This window comes from Pseudomonas sp. ARP3, assembly GCF_001029595.1.
Classification (GTDB): Bacteria; Pseudomonadota; Gammaproteobacteria; order Pseudomonadales; family Pseudomonadaceae; genus Aquipseudomonas; species Aquipseudomonas rhodesiae.
In genome coordinates, this window is record NZ_LEKF01000004.1 from 125,736 (window position 1) to 145,788 (window position 20,053).

A 20,053-nucleotide genomic window follows, 5' to 3' on the forward strand; every position below is an offset into this window, starting at 1 on the left:
CTCGCAATCCGTTCAATTGATCTTGTAGCGACGACATAACCCACGCAGACCGAAGCTGATCCACGGCCACAGTAAGGCACTGACCAGCGCGGGCAATACCAGCGCCAGGGTTGGCTGACGGTTACCGGTCAGGGCACTGAGCCACAGCTGCACCAACTGCGCCAGGCCGAAAATCACCAGAATCACCAGGCATTGCTGCCACATCGGAAACATGCGCAGACGCTGCTGCAACGACAACACCAGGAACGTAATAAGGGTCAGGATCAACGCGTTCTGGCCCAGCAAGGTGCCATAGAGTACGTCCTCCGCCAAGCCCAGGAACATGGCGGTGACCATGCCGACTTTATGCGGCAGGTTCAGGGACCAGAACGCCAGCAACAACGCCAGCCAGAGCGGACGCAGGATCTCCATGAACTGAGGCAGCGGTGACACGCTGAGTAGCAAGCCGATGGCAAAGCTTAGCCAGACGATCCAGCCATTTCGCGAATGGGTACTGGCCATTATTCCTCTCTCTGCCGCGTGGTGGCCGGCGCCGCAACCGCAGGAGGCCTGGCGGCAGGCGCCGTGGTTGCTGGCGGCTTAGTAGCGGCGGGTTTGACTGGATGCGCGCTATGGGCCGCAGGCTTGGCCGGCGTGGCCACAGGGGCAGTCGCTGCCGGGGCTGCTGCTGGAGTCACTGGGCTTGCCGGAGCGGGCTTGGGCACGGTCGCGGGAATAATCGGCGCAGTGCCGTTCTTTTTGTCTTCCGCTTCCTGAGCCTGCGCAGCTTCATTGGCGCGCTCTTCCGGGGTGCGGTTATCGCTGAATACCAGCAACAGATAGCGACTGCGATTCAAGGCAGCGGTAGGCACGGCGCGCACGATGGCGAAGGGCTGGCCGGAATCGTGGATCACTTCCTTGACCGTCGCCACCGGGTAACCCGCCGGAAAGCGCTGACCCAGGCCGGAACTGACCAGCAGGTCGCCTTCCTTGATGTCGGCGGTATCGGCCACATGACGCAGCTCCAGACGCTCGGGGTTGCCGGTGCCGCTGGCAATCGCGCGCAGCCCGTTACGGTTGACCTGCACAGGGATGCTGTGGGTGGTGTCCGTCAGCAACAGTACCCGCGAGGTGTAGGGCATCAGCTCCACCACCTGGCCCATCAGGCCACGCGCGTCCAGCACCGGCTGGCCCAGGACCACGCCGTCGCGCTCACCCTTGTTGATGATGATGCGATGGGTAAAGGGGTTGGGGTCCATGCCGATCAACTCGGCCACTTCGACCTTTTCGTTGACCAGCGCAGAAGAATTGAGCAACTCGCGCAGCCGAACGTTCTGCTCGGTCAGGGCCGCGAGCTTTTGCATGCGCCCCTGCAATAGCAGGTTTTCAGTCTTGAGTTTTTCGTTCTCGGCGACCAGCTCGGTGCGACTGCCGAATTGGCTGGCCACGCCTTGGTAGAGACGCTGCGGCAGGTCGGTGATCCAGTAAGTCTGCATCAACACCAGCGACATCTGACTGCGCACCGGCTTAAGCAGTGCGAAGCGCGCATCCACCACCATCAGCGCGACCGAAAGCACGACCAGCACCAATAAGCGCACGCCCAATGAGGGGCCTTTGGCGAAAAGCGGTTTAATAGGCCGCTCCTCCCAGGCAAATATTCTCTTTATTCATACGGCATCAAACCGGCCTGGATGCAGATTGAAGAAGATAAACGCCAACAGGCAGCACTGCAAAGTGCTGCCTGCGGGCGACGCATGGGCAAACCAGCAATGTCTTATTCGCTGGAGAGCAGGTCCATGGTGTGTTTATCCATCATTTCCAGTGCACGACCACCGCCCCGGGCAACGCAGGTCAGCGGGTCTTCGGCAACGATCACCGGCAGTCCGGTTTCCTGGGCCAGCAACTTGTCGAGGTCGCGCAGCAAAGCGCCACCACCCGTCAGGACCAGGCCGCGCTCGGCGATATCAGACGCCAATTCCGGCGGCGATTGCTCCAGGGCGCTTTTCACCGCCTGAACGATGGTTGCCAGGGACTCTTGCAGAGCTTCCAGCACTTCATTGGAGTTCAGGGTGAAGGCACGAGGAACACCTTCGGCCAGGTTGCGACCGCGAACGTCGACTTCACGCACTTCGCCGCCCGGGTAGGCCGTACCGATTTCCTGCTTGATGCGCTCGGCGGTGGATTCGCCGATCAGGCTGCCGTAGTTACGACGCACATAGGTGATGATCGCTTCGTCGAAACGGTCGCCGCCCACGCGGACGGATTCGGCGTACACCACACCGTTCAGCGAAATCAGGGCGATTTCGGTAGTACCACCACCGATATCCACCACCATCGAACCGCGCGCTTCCTCAACCGGCAGGCCGGCACCGATGGCGGCAGCCATAGGCTCTTCGATCAGGAACACTTCGCGGGCACCGGCGCCGAGGGCCGATTCACGGATGGCACGACGCTCCACCTGGGTGGACTTGCAAGGCACACAGATCAGCACACGAGGGCTGGGCTGCAAAAAACTGTTTTCGTGAACTTTGTTGATGAAGTACTGCAGCATCTTTTCGCAGACACTGAAGTCGGCGATCACGCCGTCCTTCATCGGACGAATGGCGGCAATATTGCCGGGTGTCCGGCCGAGCATGCGCTTGGCCTCGGTGCCGACGGCAACGACACTTTTCTGATTACCATGGGTCCGAATGGCCACAACCGATGGCTCATTCAGAACGATACCGCGCTCGCGCACGTAAATAAGGGTGTTGGCAGTGCCCAGGTCAATGGAAAGATCGCTGGAAAACATGCCACGCAGTTTCTTGAACATGGGAAAGGGACCCTAGGCAACGCGTGGGTAAAAAAGTGCGGCAAACTCTAACAACGACAGGGATTTTGGGCAAGGCGCCAATGTGCTAAATTGGCCGACTTTCTATGCACCAACCCCCACAATCGCGGCCGTAAGACCGTAGAAATGCGGTAGTGTTCCGACAATCTAACACACGGACAGCCTCCGTTCTGTTTTCCACAGGAGATTCCCATGGCGCTTGAACGCTCCGACGTGGAAAAAATCGCTCATCTGGCCTCGCTTGGCCTGAATGAAGCCGATCTTCCACAGACCACCGCAGCCCTGAACAGCATTCTCGGGCTGGTTGACCAAATGCAGGCCGTAAACACCGACGGCATCGAGCCCCTGGCTCACCCGCTGGAAGCCAGCCAGCGCCTGCGCGCAGACGTGGTGACCGAGCGCAATAATCGCGAGGCCTACCAGTCCATCGCGCCAGCGGTCGAAAACGGCCTGTACCTGGTTCCGAAAGTCATCGACTAAAGGGAAAGAGCCTTTCATGCATCACATGACTCTGGCCGAGATCGCCCGCGGTCTCGCCGATAAAAAGTTTTCCTCCGAAGAGCTGACCAAGACCCTGCTGGCGCGTATCGCCGAGCTGGACCCCAAGGTCAACAGCTTCATCAGCCTCACCGAAGAACTGGCCCTGAGCCAGGCCAAGGCCGCCGACACCCGTCGCGCCAGCGGTGAGACCGGCGTGCTGCTGGGCGCCCCGATCGCCCACAAAGACCTGTTCTGCACCCAGGGCATTCGCACCAGCTGCGGCTCGAAGATGCTCGACAACTTCAAGGCGCCTTATGACGCCACCGTGGTGTCCAAGCTGGCGACAGCCGGAGCCGTGACCCTGGGCAAGACCAACATGGACGAATTCGCCATGGGGTCGGCCAACGAGTCCAGTTACTTCGGCGCGGTAAAAAACCCGTGGAACCTGGAACATGTGCCGGGCGGCTCCTCCGGCGGTTCGGCAGCCGCCGTTGCCGCACGTTTTCTGCCGGCAGCCACCGCCACCGACACCGGTGGTTCGATTCGCCAGCCGGCGGCGTTCACCAACCTCACCGGTTTGAAGCCCACCTACGGTCGCGTTTCCCGCTGGGGCATGATCGCCTACGCCTCCAGCCTCGATCAGGGCGGCCCGCTGGCACGCACCGCCGAAGACTGTGCGCTGTTGCTGCAAGGCATGGCCGGCTTCGACCCGCAGGACTCCACCAGCATCAATGAACCGGTGCCGGACTACAGCGCCAGCCTCAACACTTCGATCAAGGGCCTGCGCATCGGCGTGCCGAAGGAATACTTCAGCGCCGGCCTCGACCCGCGCATCGCCGAGCTGGTGAACAAGAGCATCAAGGAGCTGGAAAAACTCGGCGCCGTGATCAAGGAAATCAGCCTGCCGAACAACCAGCACGCGATTCCTGCCTATTATGTGATCGCGCCGGCGGAAGCCTCCTCCAACCTGTCGCGTTTCGACGGCGTGCGCTTCGGCTATCGCTGCGAGAACCCAAAGGATCTGACCGACCTGTACAAACGCTCCCGTGGCGAAGGCTTCGGTGCCGAAGTGCAGCGCCGCATCATGGTCGGCGCCTATGCCCTGTCGGCCGGCTACTACGACGCGTACTACCTCAAGGCGCAGAAAATCCGTCGTTTGATCAAGAACGACTTCATGGCCGCCTTCGAAGAAGTCGACGTGATCCTTGGCCCGACCACGCCGAACCCGGCCTGGAAGATCGGCGCCAAGACCGGCGACCCGATCGCCGAGTACCTGGAAGACCTCTACACCATCACCGCCAACCTCGCGGGCTTGCCAGGCTTGTCCATGCCGGCCGGTTTCGTCGACGGTCTGCCGGTAGGCGTGCAATTGCTCGCCCCGTATTTCCAGGAAGGCCGCCTGCTCAATGTGGCGCACCAGTACCAGTTACAGACTGACTGGCACACTCGCACCCCTACCGGCTTCTGAGGAGAACACTATGCAATGGGAAGTCGTGATCGGGCTGGAGATTCATACCCAGCTCGCCACCCAATCGAAGATTTTCTCCGGTAGCGCCACCACTTTCGGCGCCGAGCCCAACACCCAGGCCAGCCTGGTGGACCTGGGCATGCCCGGCGTGCTGCCGGTGCTGAACGAAGAAGCGGTGCGCATGGCAGTGATGTTCGGCCTGGCGATTGACGCCGAAATCGGCCAGCACAACGTATTTGCGCGCAAGAACTACTTCTACCCGGACCTGCCCAAGGGCTACCAGATCAGCCAGATGGAGTTGCCGATCGTCGGCAAGGGCCACCTGGATATCCCGCTGGAAGACGGCACCATCAAACGTGTCGGCGTGACCCGCGCGCACCTTGAGGAAGACGCCGGCAAAAGCCTGCACGAGGAATTCCCCGGCGCCACTGGTATCGACCTGAACCGCGCCGGTACGCCGCTGCTGGAAATCGTCTCCGAGCCGGACATGCGCAGCGCCAAGGAAGCCGTGGCCTACGTCAAGACCATCCACGCCCTGGTGCGCTACCTGGGCATCTGCGACGGCAACATGGCAGAAGGCTCGCTGCGTTGCGACTGCAACGTGTCGATTCGGCCAAAGGGCCAGGTCGAGTTCGGCACCCGCTGCGAGATCAAGAACGTCAACTCGTTCCGCTTCATCGAGAAAGCGATCAACAGCGAAGTGCGTCGTCAGATCGAACTGATCGAAGACGGCGGCAAGGTCATCCAGCAGACGCGCCTGTACGACCCGAACAAAGACGAAACCCGTGCCATGCGCAGCAAAGAGGAAGCCAACGACTACCGTTACTTCCCCGACCCGGACCTGTTGCCGGTGGTGCTGGAGGACTCGTTCCTCAATGACATCCGCGCCACCCTGCCGGAATTGCCGCAGCAAAAACGCGAGCGCTTCCAGGCGCAGTTCGGCCTGTCGGTCTATGACGCCAGCGTGCTGGCCTCCAGCCGCGAGCAAGCGAACTACTTCGAAAAAGTCGTGAGCATTGCCGGCGACGCCAAACTGGCGGCCAACTGGGTGATGGTCGAGCTGGGCAGCCTGCTGAACAAGCAGGGCCTGGAAATCGACGAAGCCCCGGTCACCGCCGAGCAACTGGGCGGCATGCTGCTGCGCATCAAGGACAACACCATCTCCGGCAAAATCGCCAAGACCGTGTTCGAAGCCATGGCCAGCGGCGAAGGCAGTGCCGATGAGATCATCGAAAAGCGCGGCCTCAAGCAAGTCACCGACAGCGGCGCCATCTCGGCCGTTCTCGATGAAATGCTGGCGGCCAATGCCGAGCAGGTCGAGCAGTACCGTGCGGCGGACGAAGCCAAGCGCGGCAAGATGTTCGGCTTCTTTGTCGGCCAGGCCATGAAAGCCTCCAAGGGCAAGGCCAACCCGCAACAGGTGAACGAACTGCTCAAAAGCAAGCTCGAAGGCTGACAACGATGAATGGTTCGAGTGAGACTTCACGCTTAACTCGGACTCCCTGTGGGAGGGGGCTTGCCCCCGATAGCGGTGATTCAGTCAACCCAGTGGCGGCTGACACTCAGCTATCGGGGGGCAAGCCCCCTCCCACATTTGTAATGGGGTAACGTGGAAATGAAGCGTCTACTCGGCCTCCTGGCCCTGTTCTCTCTTTTAGGCGGTTGCGCCAGCGGCATCATCGACCCCAACGGCTACGACGAAACTGGCACCGCTTCCTATTACGGCGCCAGACACCACGGCAAGAAGACCGCCAGCGGTGAACCCTTCAACCAGAACGCCCTGACCGCCGCCCATCGGCAACTGCCTTTCGGCACCCAGGTCAAGGTGACCAACCTGAACAACGACCGCTCCGTGGTGGTGCGCATCAATGATCGCGGCCCGCATACCCGTGGGCGACTGATCGACCTCTCACGCAAGGCAGCCGAGCAACTGGGCATGCTGAGCAGCGGCACCGCACGGGTTCGCGTGCAGGCCCTGAGCAACTGAACCACAACGCAAAGGAGCCCTGGCCATTTTCGGATTAACCGCCCTCTCCCCCTGGAGCCTGCTGGAATTGATCAGTGGCCTGTTGCTGCTGATCGTCGGCGCCGAAATTCTGGTACGCGCCGCGGTGCGCCTGGCCGCCAGCCTCAAGGTGCGGCCATTGATCATCGGCCTGACGATCGTCGCCTTCGGCAGCAGCGCACCGCAGATGACGGTCAGCCTGCAAGCCACCTTGGCCGGCAATACCGACATTGCCGTGGGCAGTGTGATCGGCAGCAGCATCTTCAACATCCTGGTGACCCTGGGCCTTTCTGCGCTGATCATCCCGCTGCGCGTTTCGCGACAACTGGTACGCCTGGATATTCCGGTGATGATCCTCGCCGGGCTGCTGGTATTTACCCTGGCCGCCAACGAGGAACTCACGCCGGTCGATGGCGCGCTGCTGCTGGTGGCGCTGATCGCCTACCTCGGTGTGCTGCACTACCAGACCCGCCACTCACGGCGGCCGCGCACCCTCGACACCGTGGCCCAGGCACCGTGGCTGAGCAGCGTGCTGCTGATGTTGGGCGGTTTGCTGGTGCTGGTGCTGGCCGGGCACTTGTTGCTCGGTGCGGCGGTGGATGTGGCGAGCGACCTGGGCCTGTCGGAACGCATCATCGGCCTGACGCTGATCGGCGTCGGCACTTCGCTGCCGTGCATGGCCACTTCCCTGATCGCCGCCCTGCGTGGGCAGCGGGAAATCGCCGTGGGCAACGTGATCGGCAGCAATCTGTTCAATCTGCTGGGTGTGCTAGGCCTGACAGCCGTGCTGGCGCCGTCGCCGCTGTCGGTCTCGCCCAACGCGCTGGTTTTCGATTTGCCGGTGATGCTCGGCGTAGTGATGCTGTGCCTGCCGGTGTTCTATACCGGCTACCGCGTGACCCGTGCCGAAGGTTTGGTGCTGCTGGGCTTGTACCTGGCGTATGGGCTGCATGTGATGTCGTTCACCACCGGCATGCCCCTGGCCAACAAACTTGAACACTTGATGGTGTATTACATCCTGCCAGTGCTGGTGGCGTTTCTGTTGTTCAGCACGCTGCGAGCCTGGCGCCGCCAACACAAGAGGGAATCGTCATGACCGAGCAGAAAACACCTGGAGTTGAGATGCGTCGCCAGGTGATGGGCGACGCGTTTGTCGACCGCGCACTGGGCAACGCCACGGACTTCACCCAGCCGCTGCAAGACTTCGTTAACGAGCACGCCTGGGGCGCCGTGTGGAACCGCGACGGTTTGCCCCTCAAGACCCGCAGCCTAATCACCCTCGCCGCCCTGACCGCGCTCAAGTGCCCGCAAGAACTCAAAGGCCACGTCCGTGGTGCATTGAACAATGGCTGTAGCGTAGAAGAGATCCGCGAGGCCCTGCTGCACTGCGCGGTGTACGCCGGGGTGCCGGCCGCCATCGATGCGTTTCGAGCGGCGCAGGAAGTGATCGACAGCTACCAGAAAGACGCCTAGATCCAGCCCCCGGCCTGCAACACGAAAATACCGATATTCGTGGTCACCGCCGCCATTAGCGTGGTGATCACGATAATCGCCGCCGCCAGTTCATGATTGCCCTCGGCCGCCCGGGCCATCACAAAGCTGGCAGCTGCGGTCGGCGCACCGAAGTACAAGAACAGAATTCCCAGTTCCGCCCCACGAAAGCCCAGCAGCCAGGCGCCGAGCGTGGCGAGCAGCGGCAGCCAGATCATTTTCATCAGGCTCGCGCTCAACGCCATGCTGCCACTCTTGCGCAGCGCCGCCAGGGACAAGGTGCCGCCGATGCAGATCAAGGCCAGTGGCAAGGTGGTGTCCGCCAGGTACTGCGCGGACTTTTCCAGCCAACCCGGTAAACCGATCTGAAAGTAAGCGAACGGCGCGGCCGTGATCACGCTGATGATCAGCGGGTTGGCGACCACGCTTTTGAAGATGCTCCACGGGTCGGACTTGATCACTGGGCTGTACACCGCCAGCACGATGGTCGACAGCGTGTTGTAAAACAGGATCACCAACGCCGCGAGGATTGCGCCGAGGGAGATGCCATAGTCGCCATACATGCTCGCCGCCAGTGCCAGGCCGATCACGCCGTTATTACCGCGAAACGCGCCTTGGGCGTAGATGCCGCGATCTTCCTTGGGGCAACGAAAGATCGCCCACCCCCAAGCCAGGGCAAAGCTCACCAGCGTGGCGACGCAAAAGTAGATCAGCAGGCCCGGCTTGAGCGCCGAGTGCAGGTCGGCATGCAGGATGCCAAGGAACAACAGCGCCGGCATGGTGACGTTGAACACCAGGGACGATGCAGTGTGGATAAAGTTGTCGTTGATCCAGTTGATGCGCTTGAGCAGCACTCCCAGAAACAGCATGGCAAACACCGGCGCGGTGATCGTGAGGGTGGTGAGGAAGATAGCCAGCATGCCGGGGAGAACCTTGGTGAGCGTCGTTAGGTGGCTAATGATAAGCCATACAGCTCAGGGGTGCCTGTTAGACCGCTATCGGGGGCAAGCCCCCTCCCACAGTTTGAATTGTGAATACCTTCAAATGTGGGAGGGGGCTTGCCCCCGATGCAGTCGCCTCGGTCTCAGGTAATCGGCGCCGGGTTAAACAACGTGATGTCGTTGTGCAGCTTATGATGCTCGGCCCACGTTTTCTTCTTGCCGCTGGCCACGTCCAGGTAAAAGTGAAACAACTCCCAGCCCAGCTCCTCGATGCTTGCGCGACCAGTGGCGATACGCCCGGCGTCGATGTCGATGAGGTCCGGCCAGCGTTGCGCCAGCTCCGTACGCGTCGAGACCTTAACCACCGGCGCCATCGCCAGCCCATAAGGCGTACCACGACCGGTGGTGAACACATGCAGGTTCATCCCCGCGGCCAGTTGCAACGTGCCGCACACGAAGTCGCTGGCTGGAGTGGCGCAGAAGATCAGGCCCTTGCCCTTGAAGCGCTCGCCAGGGCCGAGCACGCCGTTGATTGCGCTGCTGCCGGACTTGACGATGGAGCCCAACGACTTCTCGACAATGTTCGACAACCCGCCTTTCTTGTTGCCCGGCGTGGTGTTGGCACTGCGATCTGCCTCGCCTTTGGCCAGGTAACGGTCGTACCAGTCCATTTCTCTAACCAACTCTTCGGCCACTTCCTTCGTCTGTGCGCGAGAGGTCAACAGGTAGATGGCATCACGCACTTCGGTGACTTCGGAAAACATCACCGTCGCGCCGGCCCGCAGCAACAAGTCCGAGGCGTAGCCCAGGGCCGGGTTGGCGGTGATACCGGAAAACGCATCGCTGCCGCCGCACTGCATGCCCAGGATCAGCTCGGACGCCGGCACGGTTTCCCGGCGGCGCTGGTCGAGCTTCTTCAAGCGCACTTCGGCCAGTTCCATGATCTGCTCGATCATCTCGGTGAAACCGTGGCTGGAGTCCTGCAGCCGATACAGCCACGGCTCGCTCAAGTCGACGGAACTGTCGTTGTCGTGCATCACCTGGCCGGCCTGTAATTTCTCACAGCCCAGGCTGATCACCAGGGCTTCGCCCCCCAGGTTCGGGTTGCGCGCCAGGTTGCGCACGGTACGGATCGGGATGTAGGCATCCGTCGCGGTGATCGCCACCCCGCAGCCGTAGCTGTGAGTCAGCGCCACCACGTCATCGACATTGGGGTACTTGGGCAGCAACTCTTCCTTGATGCGCTTGACCGCGTGGTCCAGCACGCCGGTCACGCACTGCACCGTGGTGGTGATGCCCAGGATATTGCGCGTGCCGACGGTGCCGTCGGCATTGCGGTAGCCCTCGAACGTATAGCCCTCCAGCGGCGCCTGGCCCTCGGGCACTTCGGTAGACAGCGGCAGGCTATCCAGCGGTGGCGCGGTGGGCATGCGCAGTTGATCTTCCTGGACCCAACTGCCACGCGGAATCGGCGCCAAGGCATACCCGATGGTCTGGCCGTAACGAATAATCTGACCGCCCTCGGGAATATCTTCCAGGGTCACTTTGTGGCTCTGGGGGATGAAGTCCACGGTCACCAGGCCGTCCGGGAACTCGGTCCCGGCCGGTACGCCCTGGTCGTTGACCACGATCACTACGTTGTCGCGCTCGTGCAAACGAATCGAGCGCGGCGAGTCGGCATGTTCAATCAACTGCATTACACGAACCTCAGGAATGCGCTTGGGTAAGGTGGGTCACTTCAGGCCCCTGGGCAGGTGGCTCTTTGAGCACCACGCGCTTGATCGGACCGACGATCACCAGGTAGCTGAACACCGCCACCAGCGCGTTGGCGCCGACAAACACCAGAGCCCATTTGAAAGAACCGGTGGTGCTGATGATGTAGCCGATGACAATCGGTGTGGTGATCGACGCCAGGTTACCGAAGGTGTTGAACAAGCCACCACTGAGGCCGGCGATTTGTTTCGGCGAAGTGTCGGACACCACCGCCCAGCCCAGTGCTCCAACGCCCTTGCCGAAGAAGGCCAAGGCCATGAAGCCCACCACCATCCACTCCACATCCACGTAGTTGCACGCAATGATGCTGCTGGACACCAGCAGGCCGGCGATGATCGGCGCCTTGCGGGCGAAGGTCAGCGAGTGGCCTTTGCGCAGCAGGTAATCGGAAATCACCCCGCCGAGCACGCCGCCGATAAAGCCGCAGATCGCCGGCAACGAGGCGATGAAACCGGCCTTGAGGATGGTCATGCCACGGTCCTGCACCAGATACACCGGGAACCAGGTCAGGAAGAAGTAGGTGATGCCGTTGATGCAGTACTGGCCCAGGTACACCCCGAGCATCATGCGGTTGGTGAGCAACTGACGGATGTAATCCCACTTCGGCCCGTCGGTTTTCTTACCCTTGGCCTTGTCCTGATCCATATCGACCATCGCGCCATTGGCGGCGATGTGATTGAGCTCGGCCTCGTTGATCATTGGGTGCTGGCGGGGGCTGTGGATCACTTTCAGCCAGATCAGCGAGAACACGATGCCGATCACGCCCATCACGATAAACACGTGCTGCCAGCCGAAGCGGTAGACGATCCAACCCATCAGGGGCGCGAACAGCACCGTGGCGAAGTACTGCGCCGAGTTAAATATCGCCGAGGCGGTGCCCCGTTCAGCGGTCGGGAACCAGGCCGCGACGATGCGTGCGTTACCCGGGAAGGAAGGTGCCTCGGCCAGGCCCACCAGGAAGCGCAGCATAAACAGCGCGACCACGGCGGTGGAAACACCGAACTCACCCACATAGCCTTGCAGCACGGTGAACAGGGACCAGGTGAAGATGCTCAGGGCATAGACTTTTTTCGAGCCGAACCGGTCCAGCAGCCAGCCACCGGGAATTTGCCCGGCCACATAGGCCCAACCGAATGCGGAGAAGATGTAACCGAGAGTGACCGCGTCGATGCCGAGGTCTTTTTGCAGGCTGGAGCCCGCGATGGCGATGGTGGCCCGGTCGGCGTAGTTGATCGTGGTCACCACAAAGAGCATGAGCAGGATCAAATAGCGGACGTGGGTCGGCTTGGTCGCTTGCATGTAGAAGTACTCCCACTAATTATTTTTTTTGCGGGTAATGGTTTTCTGTTTTGATCGTGGGACCGGCAGGCGTCCGGCCCCACGGGGTATTGCGTCTTACGAACCGATGTAGCTGGTTTTCACCACGGTGTAGAACTCTTGCGCATAGCGACCCTGCTCCCGCGAACCATAGGATGAGCCCTTACGCCCACCGAACGGAACGTGATAATCCACGCCGGCGGTCGGCAGGTTGACCATCACCATCCCGGCCTGGGAGTGGCGCTTGAAGTGATTGGCGTACTTCAGCGACGTGGTGGCGATACCGGCCGACAAGCCGAACTCGGTGTCGTTGGCCATGGCCAGGGCTGCCTCGTAGTCCGCCACGCGCACCACGTTGGCCACCGGCCCGAAGATTTCTTCACGGCTGATGCGCATGGCCGCTTCGCTGTCGGCGAACAAAGTCGGCGCGAGGAAGTAACCCTCGGTGTCGCACGTCACCAGGCTGCCACCGCTGACCAACCGCGCGCCTTCGCTTTGGCCGATATCGATGTATTTCATGTCCTGATCCAGTTGGGCCTGGGACACGACGGGGCCGATATCGGTGCCGCTCTTGAGGGCATGGCCGACCTTGATCGACTTCATGCGCTCGGCCATGGCCGCGACAAACTGGTCGTGGATGCCGGCGGTCACGATCAAACGGCTGGACGCCGTGCAACGTTGCCCAGTGGAGTAGAACGCGCTCTGTACCGCCAGCTCGACCGCTTGTTTGAGGTCGGCGTCGTCGAGAATGATCTGCGGGTTCTTGCCGCCCATTTCCAACTGCACTTTGGCCTGGCGCGACACACAGCTGACGGCGATCTGACGGCCGACGCCGACGGAACCGGTGAAGCTGATGCCATCGACTTTCGGGCTGTTGACCAGCACATCACCGACCACACGGCCGCTGCCCATTACCAGGTTGAACACACCGTCCGGGAAACCGGCGCGGGAGATGATTTCCGCGAGGGCCCAGGCGCAACCCGGCACCAGCTCGGCGGGTTTGATTACCACGCAGTTGCCGTACGCCAGGGCCGGGGCGATTTTCCATGCGGGGATGGCAATCGGGAAGTTCCACGGGGTGATCAAGCCAACCACACCAAGGGCTTCGCGGGTAACTTCGACGTTGACGCCAGGACGCACCGACGGCACGTAGTCGCCGGACAAGCGCAGGCATTCGCCAGCAAAGAATTTGAAGATATTGCCGGCGCGAGTCACTTCACCGATGGCTTCAGGCAGGGTCTTGCCCTCTTCACGGGCCAGCAGGGTGCCGAGTTCTTCGCGGCGGGCGAGGATTTCGCTGCCGACTTTATCCAGCGCATCGTGACGGGCCTGAATGCCCGAGGTGGACCAGGCCGGGAACGCGGCGCGTGCGGCGTCGATGGCGGCGTTGACTTGAGCGACATCGGCCTTGGCGTATTCGCCGATGACATCGGACAACTCCGACGGGTTGATATTGGTGCAATAGTCCGCACCGGCCACCCACTGGCCATTGATGTAGTTTTCAAAACGTTTGGCTTGGGACACAAATCTTCTCCTGACGCAAAAGGCCGCTGATTGCTCAGCGGCCTTGTAAATGTCTTATTGCGGGCCTTGCTTATCGATCAGCGCGGCGAGGGCTTCGTACTCTTCCGGCAGCAGGTCGGTCAGCGGTGTGCGCACTGGGCCGGCGTTATAACCGGCGATTTTTGCGCCGGCCTTGACGATGCTCACGGCATAACCGGCCTTGCGGTTGCGGATGTCCAGGTAAGGCAGGAAGAAGTTGTCGATGATCTTGCTGACGGTGGCGTGATCATCCTTGGCAATGGCGTGGTAGAAGTCCATCGCGGTTTTCGGGATGAAGTTGAACACCGCCGAGGAGTACACCGGTACGCCCAAAGCCTTGTAGGCAGCGGCATAAACTTCCGCTGTGGGCAGGCCGCCCAGGTAGCTGAAACGATCACCGAGGCGACGGCGGATCGACACCATCAGTTCGATGTCACCCAGGCCGTCCTTGTAGCCGATCAGGTTCGGACAGCGCTCAGCCAGGCGCTCCAGCAGCGGCGCAGTCAGACGGCAGACGTTGCGGTTGTAAACCACCACGCCAATCTTGACCGATTTGCACACAGCCTCAACGTGGGCGGCAACCCCATCCTGGCTGGCTTCGGTGAGGTAGTGCGGCAGCAGCAACAGGCCCTTGGCCCCCAGACGCTCGGCTTCCTGAGCATATTCGATAGCCTGACGCGTCGAACCGCCGACACCGGCGAGGATCGGCACGCTGGTGGCGCAGGTATCAACAGCAGTCTTTACCACTTGAGAATATTCGCTGGCGGCCAGGGAGAAAAACTCACCGGTGCCGCCGGCGGCGAACAAGGCGGTGGCGCCGTACGGGGCCAGCCACTCCAGGCGCTTGATGTAACCCGCCTGGTGGAAATCACCCTGCGCGTTGAAATCGGTCACGGGGAAAGACAGCAGACCGTGGGAAAGGATGGACTTCAGTTCTTGTGGATTCATTATTCGAACACCCTGGGTAAAGACTTTCTGTCGAAAGGTTTGTTGTTGGTTTTGATAATGTCGTACGTCATCGTACAACTATAAAAGTATTCGTCAACTGCAATTCATCAACCTCCCAGCAAAGAGTGTTGAAACACGCATTCTTGACGTAAGAAATTTATGCTCTATGCTCGCCGTAGCTGTATATACATACAGCAATCAAGGAAGATTCCTACGACTTAGCAAGGAGCTAACATGTCAGGTCCTGAACTCGTATTACCCGAAAAAAACCCACCGACCCTACGCTTCGAAGGCGGCGAACATACGGCGATTGGCGACGATACGCTGCTGCGCTTCGCCAAAGACGCCGCGCCGATACCTGCGCGAGAAGTTGAGCTGCATCTGCCCAACGGGCTGGCACTGACTTACGGCCAAGTGATCGCCCTGGGCGGCGACTTCTATGGCATCCCCGGCCAACCGATCAGCGATGGCGCCTCCCCCGCCGAGCGTGTGCAACGCTTCACGGCCGCGTTCAATTCCCTGGCCGTGTTGCCGGCGTCACGGGAAGAAGCACGCAACATCCTTGCGGTGATGCAAAAGGAGATCAACGCGGTCAACCAGGCAATCAAGGAAGGCAAACAGCCTCATGAGGCGTACGACGCCTTGGGCGATAGCTTGTCCGAGGAGTGGAACCGCATCACCGGTGGCGGCAGCGCGGTGTCGGCGCTGATTCCGCTGGGACGTTACTTGAAACTGGCGGCGGACAACGCCGACCACTTCGGCGAGTGGGCGCTGTCGGCCTACCTCGCCGGGCATACCGCAGCCCTGCAACAGGCTGTGGTAGCTCATCAGACCGGCCCCGACCAGGCGCTGGAACTGGCCTATGCCATGAACAGTTTTGCCGATCATTTTTTGACCGATCTGTTTTCCGCCGGCCACCTGCGCGTGCCACGCAAGCAATTGGCCGCCGTGGTTACCCCCGGAGAACTCGGCTCGCTGATCAGCCGTTTCATGCACGACGAAGACAGTAAATTCGGGCTCAAGGTGCGCAATGCCATGGGTGACGAATGGCATGCCTACGGGGATAAACGCTACTTCGACAGCACCGATGCGGCCAATCGGACCCAAGTCAAACGCGCGGTGCAAGCCTCGGCGGACGAAATCTTCGACACCTTCCTCAGCGGCACCGCGCCCTCCCCGGCCACCTTCAAGGCGCCGCTGTACGTGCCGGACCTGAATGCCGCTCAAAACCCGGCAAACAACTTTTCGCCGTTGTTCAAGAGGGAGGGCGACAAGGTGCTGCGGCGCAAGGACGTAAATGACTTGAACGACAAGCAGTGGACGAATGATTGGTGGGGATGGAGTACGTACTTGTTGCTCAAGGACTACAAACCCAATACACCGGTCTGATCACAACCGTTGCCCCGTCGATGATCAAACCCTGAGACTCACCCGCGCTGCGCCTGCGCCTCTTCATGGGCATGGCGCAGCCGCTCGCGACTGTTGGTCAGGTGCAAACGCATGGCCGCGCGCGCCGCGTCCGAATCCTGGCGGGCAATCGCTTCGTAGATTTCTTCGTGCTCGCGGCTCAGGCGGTCCATGTAATGCTGTTGGTCATCATGGGCCAAGCGTGCGGAGTTCAGGCGGGTTCGAGGAATGATGCTGGTACCCAGGTGGGTCATGATGTCAGTGAAGTAACGGTTGCCGGTGGACAATGCGATTTCCAGATGGAACGCGAAGTCTGAAGCAACCGCATCCCCCGCGTGCGCGGCGCTTTCGTTCAGCGCGTCGAGTGCCGCGCGCATGGCCGCCAATTGCTCATCGCTGCGACGCAACGCGGCGAGGCCGGCCGACTCCACTTCCAGGCTGATCCGCAGCTCCAGAATCGCCAACACATCGCGCAAGGTCACCACGGTGGCGGGGTCGATACGAAAGCCGCTGGGGCTTGGTGTATCCAGCACGAAAGTGCCGATGCCGTGCCGGGTCTCTACCTGGCCTGCGGCCTGCAAACGTGAGATGGCTTCACGCACCACCGTGCGACTGACCCCATGAGCTTCCATGATCGCCGACTCGGTGGGCAGCTTATCGCCACGTTTGAGCTGACCATCGCGGATTTGCTCGGATAACACCGTGACCAATTCCTGAGCAAGGCTGCGGCGCTTGCGGGGAAGACGAGGGGCGGTGTTGGCGTTTTCCATGTGGGGTCATCTTTGTCGGTGAACTGAAGGGGCATCATAGCCCATGACGGTTGTATGATCACCGCTCGCGCTGCACTTTCATCGGCTTTCGCACGCGTAGTACATATCGCCGCCGTACCTACCCGTGTTCGGATAGACCCACCGGTTACTTCAGCCGCGGCAATAAGTGCGAAACGTTCTCCTGCCCCTGTCAGATATGACAGCAGACAACCTCACCAGACCGTCGCAGAGTCAAGCCTGTTCCGACACCCAGGTGAGCGCCCATGAAACGCCTTAGTTTGTTATGCGCAGCCTTAAGCTGGCTGCTGACCAGCCTCGTTCTGGCTGCCCCGGGCGTACGCAACGGCGGGGGCGAGGACGTCATATTGCAGGGGTTCCACTGGAACTCCAGTCGCACGACCCCGCAAACGTGGTACGAAATACTGACACAAATGGCCCCCACCATCGGGCGCGATGGCTTCACCAAAATCTGGTTGCCTCCCGCCTGGGTCGATAAATCCAGCTGGGTCGACGCGAACTCAGGGACTTCCGGCGGCGGGGAGGGTTACTTCTGGCACGACTTTGACAAAAACAGCAATTACGGCAGCGAACCCCAGCTCAAACAAGCGGTTGACGCCTTATCGAGTGCTGGCGTGCAAGCGGTGTACGACGTAGTGCCTAACCATATGAACGACAACCTCCCCGGCACCCAGGTGCGCTTTCTTCGGCGCCTCAAGCTGTGGCGCACTGACTGCATCCCCCCCACCCCTGCGTCAAGCTGCGACGAAGGCGACCCGTTTGATAGCGGCAAGGCCGACCTCAACACCAGCAGTCCGGAGGTTTCGTCACGCATGATGCAGGAGTTCAGGAACCTGCGGGATAACTACGGCGCCAAGGGCTTGCGCTTCGATTTTGTGCGCGGCTATACGCCGGAGCGGGTCAACCTGTGGATGAAAGATTTTGGCGACCAAGCGTTCTGCGTTGGCGAACTGTGGAAAAGCCCTGGCGAGTTTCCCGCCAGCGACTGGCGCAATAAAGCCAGTTGGCAGGACATTCTCAAGGACTGGTCGGACAGATCGCGTTGCGCAGTCTTCGATTTCGCGCTTAAGGAGCGCCTGCAAAATGGCAGCCTCGCCGAATGGCGGCACGGGCTCAATGGCAACCCGGACCCAGCCTGGCGGCAGATCGCGGTGACGTTCGTCGACAACCACGACACCGGCTATTCTCCGGGACAATACGGCGGGCAGCACCACTGGCCTGTGCCCGAAGACAAGCGCAACATCGCCTACGCTTACATTCTGCTGAGCCCCGGCATACCCACGGTGTATTGGCCCGACATGTACGACTGGGGCCGTGGCGATCTGATTCGCACGCTGATCAAACTGCGCAAGGACGCTGGCATTCGAGCCGACTCGCCCATCCGCTTTCAGAGCCACTATTCAGGATTGGTGGCTACGATCAATGGCAGTCGCCAGCGCTTATTGATCGCCCTGGACGCGGACCTCAGCATGATCCCGGAGGGCTTTACCAAGGCACTGTTCGCGGACGCAGAGCGTATTCGAGCCTGGCAAACTCGCTCGGCGCCGGAAGACACCACGACGACACTACACTGCGACAATGCAAACCCTGGCAATGGGCAGGCAGTGTACGCCGTGGGTTCGCCGGTTGAACTGGGCGCCTGGGATCCGGCCCACGCCATCGCACTGAAGCCAACAGCGCCGAAGCGGTGGAGCGGCGCGGTGGTATGGCCGACCCAGCAAGCCATCAAATGGAAATGTGTGATCCGCAGCCTCAGCAACGTCAACGAAGTTTATTGGCAAAAGGACCCCGACAACTCGTTGACCACCAGCGCCGGCACCGAAGCCGTAGGCAGTTTTTGACAAAAAAATGCCCCGGCAAGACCGAGGCATTTTTTAACCGACGTGCGAACGACGCCGTTTTGTCACTTCACCACTTTCAGACTAGGACGACCGCTGGGACGCGGAGGCTCAGTGTCCGGCGGCGGCATATCGTCGCCCTCTTGGCTGTCGATCGTTTCGTCATCCTCGAAGGGCGACTCCAGATCAAACACCATGCCTTGCCCATTCTCACGGGCATAGATCCCGAGAATGGCGCCAATCGGCACATACAGCGTATGGGGCACACCGCCAAAACGCCCTTCGAAGCTCACCGCTTCGTTGTCCATGTGCAGATGCCGCACGGCACTGGGCGAGATGTTCAGCACGATCTGTCCATCACTGGCAAACCCCTGCGGTACCTGAACCGCAGGAAATTCGGAATTGACCAGCATGTGCGGGGTGCAATCGTTGTCCACAATCCACTCATAGAGCGCGCGGACCAGGTAGGGTCGACTGGAGTTCATCAACGGCTCCTTAAGCCTTAGCGCATATCGCGTTCGACACCAGACAGACTCGCCTGGAAAGCCTCACGCGCAAACTGGCGCTCCATGTAATCAAGCAACGGCTTGGCAGGCCGAGGCAGTTCAATGCCCAGAATCGGCAAGCGCCAGAGTATGGGTAATAGGCAGCAATCCACCAAGCTTTGTTCCTCGCTGAGGAAAAAAGGTTTATCGGCGAACAACGGCGAAACGCCGGTCAGGCTTTCGCGCAATTCCTTACGCGCCTGCACCCGAGCGGGCTCTTTTGTACGCGAATCCAGAATCACATCCACCAACCCGCACCAGTCACGCTGGATCCGATGGATCAGCAGCCGGCTGTTGGCACGCGCCACCGGGTACACCGGCAGCAGAGGCGGATGAGGATAACGCTCATCCAAGTATTCCATCACCACGGTCGACTCCCACAACGCCAGGTCACGATCGACCAGGGTGGGCAAGCTGCCGTAAGGGTTCACTTCGATCAGCTTCGGCGGCTGACGGCCCGCCTCCACACTGATGATCTCGGCGCTGACACCCTTCTCTGCGAGCACGATGCGTACTCGGTGGGAATAGTGGTCGGCGGGGTCGGAGTAACAGGCCAACCGATTGGTCACGCCCATGGCGGTCCTCCTCGCTTGTTGAAATTATCGAAAGCTCAAAAACGAGCGCGCCCAGAGAGCATCTCTGTAGTACCTGATGACCAGGTCGCTACGGTTCAGAGATGCCGCTGGGCGCGCAAGATTAAC

General features: G+C 60.8%; 19 protein-coding genes. 8 read left to right on the top strand and 11 right to left on the bottom strand.

Going from position 1 to position 20,053, the window contains the following annotated elements; genetic code table 11:
• Positions 1 to 12 precede the first annotated feature (12 nt).
• From mreD to mreB, 3 genes are all read right to left on the bottom strand, one after another.
• Entirely contained in the window at positions 13 to 501 is a 489-nt protein-coding gene (gene mreD / locus ABX75_RS06685; protein WP_034095896.1) for a rod shape-determining protein MreD, read from the bottom strand.
• Positions 501 to 1,613 carry a rod shape-determining protein MreC gene (gene mreC, locus ABX75_RS06690; protein WP_082136132.1) on the bottom strand — a complete coding sequence of 371 codons (1,113 nt, stop codon included), beginning with the start codon at positions 1,611 to 1,613 and terminating at the stop codon, positions 501 to 503. Before mreC ends, mreD begins: the two co-directional genes overlap by 1 nt.
• Before the next feature lie 140 nt (positions 1,614 to 1,753).
• Positions 1,754 to 2,791, bottom strand: a complete 1,038-nt coding sequence (gene mreB / locus ABX75_RS06695) for a rod shape-determining protein MreB (protein ID WP_002555108.1) — start codon at positions 2,789 to 2,791, stop codon at positions 1,754 to 1,756.
• 210 nt (positions 2,792 to 3,001) lie between these two features.
• Here mreB and gatC point away from each other — a divergent pair, with 210 nt between their 5' ends.
• The 6 genes from gatC (at position 3,002) to ABX75_RS06725 (ending at position 8,235) form a co-directional block, all read left to right on the top strand.
• Positions 3,002 to 3,289, top strand: a complete 288-nt coding sequence (gene gatC / locus ABX75_RS06700) for an Asp-tRNA(Asn)/Glu-tRNA(Gln) amidotransferase subunit GatC (RefSeq protein ID WP_003171764.1) — start codon at positions 3,002 to 3,004, stop codon at positions 3,287 to 3,289.
• Positions 3,290 to 3,305: 16 nt separating this feature from the next.
• Positions 3,306 to 4,757, top strand: coding sequence for an Asp-tRNA(Asn)/Glu-tRNA(Gln) amidotransferase subunit GatA (gene gatA, locus ABX75_RS06705; RefSeq protein WP_047881655.1), 1,452 nt, complete (start codon positions 3,306 to 3,308; stop codon positions 4,755 to 4,757).
• Between the two features lie 10 nt (positions 4,758 to 4,767).
• Positions 4,768 to 6,213 (top strand): Asp-tRNA(Asn)/Glu-tRNA(Gln) amidotransferase subunit GatB, encoded by a 1,446-nt coding sequence (gene gatB / locus ABX75_RS06710; protein ID WP_034095893.1) that lies wholly within the window; start codon positions 4,768 to 4,770, stop codon positions 6,211 to 6,213.
• Between the two features lie 159 nt (positions 6,214 to 6,372).
• Positions 6,373 to 6,744, top strand: a complete 372-nt coding sequence (locus tag ABX75_RS06715; protein ID WP_034095892.1) for a septal ring lytic transglycosylase RlpA family protein — start codon at positions 6,373 to 6,375, stop codon at positions 6,742 to 6,744.
• A gap of 67 nt (positions 6,745 to 6,811) precedes the next feature.
• The gene (locus ABX75_RS06720; RefSeq protein ID WP_047881656.1) at positions 6,812 to 7,858 is read left to right on the top strand and encodes a calcium/sodium antiporter; all 1,047 of its coding nucleotides are present in this window, start codon (positions 6,812 to 6,814) and stop codon (positions 7,856 to 7,858) included.
• Complete coding sequence (locus ABX75_RS06725) at positions 7,855 to 8,235, top strand: carboxymuconolactone decarboxylase family protein (RefSeq protein ID WP_034095890.1); 381 nt, start codon at positions 7,855 to 7,857, stop codon at positions 8,233 to 8,235. The genes ABX75_RS06720 and ABX75_RS06725 overlap by 4 nt, the downstream gene beginning before the upstream one ends.
• Here ABX75_RS06725 and ABX75_RS06730 read toward each other — a convergent pair.
• From ABX75_RS06730 to kdgD, 5 genes are all read right to left on the bottom strand, one after another.
• Positions 8,232 to 9,173 (bottom strand): AEC family transporter, encoded by a 942-nt coding sequence (locus ABX75_RS06730; protein ID WP_034095889.1) that lies wholly within the window; start codon positions 9,171 to 9,173, stop codon positions 8,232 to 8,234. The genes ABX75_RS06725 and ABX75_RS06730 overlap by 4 nt on opposite strands.
• Positions 9,174 to 9,337: 164 nt before the next feature.
• Positions 9,338 to 10,891 (bottom strand): galactarate dehydratase, encoded by a 1,554-nt coding sequence (gene garD / locus ABX75_RS06735; protein ID WP_034111764.1) that lies wholly within the window; start codon positions 10,889 to 10,891, stop codon positions 9,338 to 9,340.
• 10 nt (positions 10,892 to 10,901) lie between these two features.
• Positions 10,902 to 12,266, bottom strand: a complete 1,365-nt coding sequence (locus tag ABX75_RS06740) for an MFS transporter (protein ID WP_034136973.1) — start codon at positions 12,264 to 12,266, stop codon at positions 10,902 to 10,904.
• A 96-nt stretch (positions 12,267 to 12,362) separates the two neighbouring features.
• Positions 12,363 to 13,808, bottom strand: coding sequence for an aldehyde dehydrogenase family protein (locus ABX75_RS06745; protein WP_034095886.1), 1,446 nt, complete (start codon positions 13,806 to 13,808; stop codon positions 12,363 to 12,365).
• A gap of 54 nt (positions 13,809 to 13,862) precedes the next feature.
• Positions 13,863 to 14,774, bottom strand: a complete 912-nt coding sequence (kdgD, locus tag ABX75_RS06750) for a 5-dehydro-4-deoxyglucarate dehydratase (protein WP_047881657.1) — start codon at positions 14,772 to 14,774, stop codon at positions 13,863 to 13,865.
• Between the two features lie 234 nt (positions 14,775 to 15,008).
• On the opposite strand from kdgD, the gene ABX75_RS06755 reads away from it, so the two are divergent.
• Complete coding sequence (locus ABX75_RS06755; RefSeq protein ID WP_047881658.1) at positions 15,009 to 16,163, top strand: hypothetical protein; 1,155 nt, start codon at positions 15,009 to 15,011, stop codon at positions 16,161 to 16,163.
• A gap of 38 nt (positions 16,164 to 16,201) precedes the next feature.
• On the opposite strand, the gene ABX75_RS06760 is transcribed toward ABX75_RS06755, so the two are convergent.
• Positions 16,202 to 16,951 carry a FadR/GntR family transcriptional regulator gene (locus tag ABX75_RS06760; RefSeq protein ID WP_034095883.1) on the bottom strand — a complete coding sequence of 250 codons (750 nt, stop codon included), beginning with the start codon at positions 16,949 to 16,951 and terminating at the stop codon, positions 16,202 to 16,204.
• 263 nt (positions 16,952 to 17,214) lie between these two features.
• Between ABX75_RS06760 and ABX75_RS06765 the strand changes: the two genes are divergently transcribed.
• On the top strand, positions 17,215 to 18,810 hold the full coding sequence (locus tag ABX75_RS06765) for a glucan 1,4-alpha-maltotetraohydrolase domain-containing protein (protein ID WP_053060075.1): 1,596 nt from the start codon (positions 17,215 to 17,217) through the stop codon (positions 18,808 to 18,810).
• A gap of 62 nt (positions 18,811 to 18,872) precedes the next feature.
• Here ABX75_RS06765 and ABX75_RS06770 read toward each other — a convergent pair whose 3' ends face one another.
• Both ABX75_RS06770 and ABX75_RS06775 read right to left on the bottom strand, forming a co-directional pair.
• Entirely contained in the window at positions 18,873 to 19,292 is a 420-nt protein-coding gene (locus ABX75_RS06770; RefSeq protein WP_034095881.1) for a ClpXP protease specificity-enhancing factor, read from the bottom strand.
• A gap of 17 nt (positions 19,293 to 19,309) precedes the next feature.
• Complete coding sequence (locus ABX75_RS06775) at positions 19,310 to 19,927, bottom strand: glutathione S-transferase N-terminal domain-containing protein (RefSeq protein WP_034136968.1); 618 nt, start codon at positions 19,925 to 19,927, stop codon at positions 19,310 to 19,312.
• Between the last annotated feature and the right edge of the window lie 126 nt (positions 19,928 to 20,053).

Bases quoted from the DNA above. Each gene is read 5' to 3' on its own strand.
- mreD (WP_034095896.1), bottom strand. From the start codon at position 501: ATGGCCAGTACCCATTCGCGAAATGGCTGGATCGTCTGGCTAAGCTTT.
- mreB (WP_002555108.1), bottom strand. From the start codon at position 2,791: ATGTTCAAGAAACTGCGTGGCATGTTTTCCAGCGATCTTTCCATTGAC.
- gatC (WP_003171764.1), top strand. From the start codon at position 3,002: ATGGCGCTTGAACGCTCCGACGTGGAAAAAATCGCTCATCTGGCCTCG.
- gatA (WP_047881655.1), top strand. From the start codon at position 3,306: ATGCATCACATGACTCTGGCCGAGATCGCCCGCGGTCTCGCCGATAAA.
- gatB (WP_034095893.1), top strand. From the start codon at position 4,768: ATGCAATGGGAAGTCGTGATCGGGCTGGAGATTCATACCCAGCTCGCC.
- ABX75_RS06715 (WP_034095892.1), top strand. From the start codon at position 6,373: ATGAAGCGTCTACTCGGCCTCCTGGCCCTGTTCTCTCTTTTAGGCGGT.
- ABX75_RS06725 (WP_034095890.1), top strand. From the start codon at position 7,855: ATGACCGAGCAGAAAACACCTGGAGTTGAGATGCGTCGCCAGGTGATG.
- ABX75_RS06730 (WP_034095889.1), bottom strand. From the start codon at position 9,173: ATGCTGGCTATCTTCCTCACCACCCTCACGATCACCGCGCCGGTGTTT.
- garD (WP_034111764.1), bottom strand. From the start codon at position 10,891: ATGCAGTTGATTGAACATGCCGACTCGCCGCGCTCGATTCGTTTGCAC.
- ABX75_RS06740 (WP_034136973.1), bottom strand. From the start codon at position 12,266: ATGCAAGCGACCAAGCCGACCCACGTCCGCTATTTGATCCTGCTCATG.
- kdgD (WP_047881657.1), bottom strand. From the start codon at position 14,774: ATGAATCCACAAGAACTGAAGTCCATCCTTTCCCACGGTCTGCTGTCT.
- ABX75_RS06755 (WP_047881658.1), top strand. From the start codon at position 15,009: ATGTCAGGTCCTGAACTCGTATTACCCGAAAAAAACCCACCGACCCTA.
- ABX75_RS06760 (WP_034095883.1), bottom strand. From the start codon at position 16,951: ATGGAAAACGCCAACACCGCCCCTCGTCTTCCCCGCAAGCGCCGCAGC.
- ABX75_RS06765 (WP_053060075.1), top strand. From the start codon at position 17,215: ATGAAACGCCTTAGTTTGTTATGCGCAGCCTTAAGCTGGCTGCTGACC.
- ABX75_RS06770 (WP_034095881.1), bottom strand. From the start codon at position 19,292: ATGAACTCCAGTCGACCCTACCTGGTCCGCGCGCTCTATGAGTGGATT.
- ABX75_RS06775 (WP_034136968.1), bottom strand. From the start codon at position 19,927: ATGGGCGTGACCAATCGGTTGGCCTGTTACTCCGACCCCGCCGACCAC.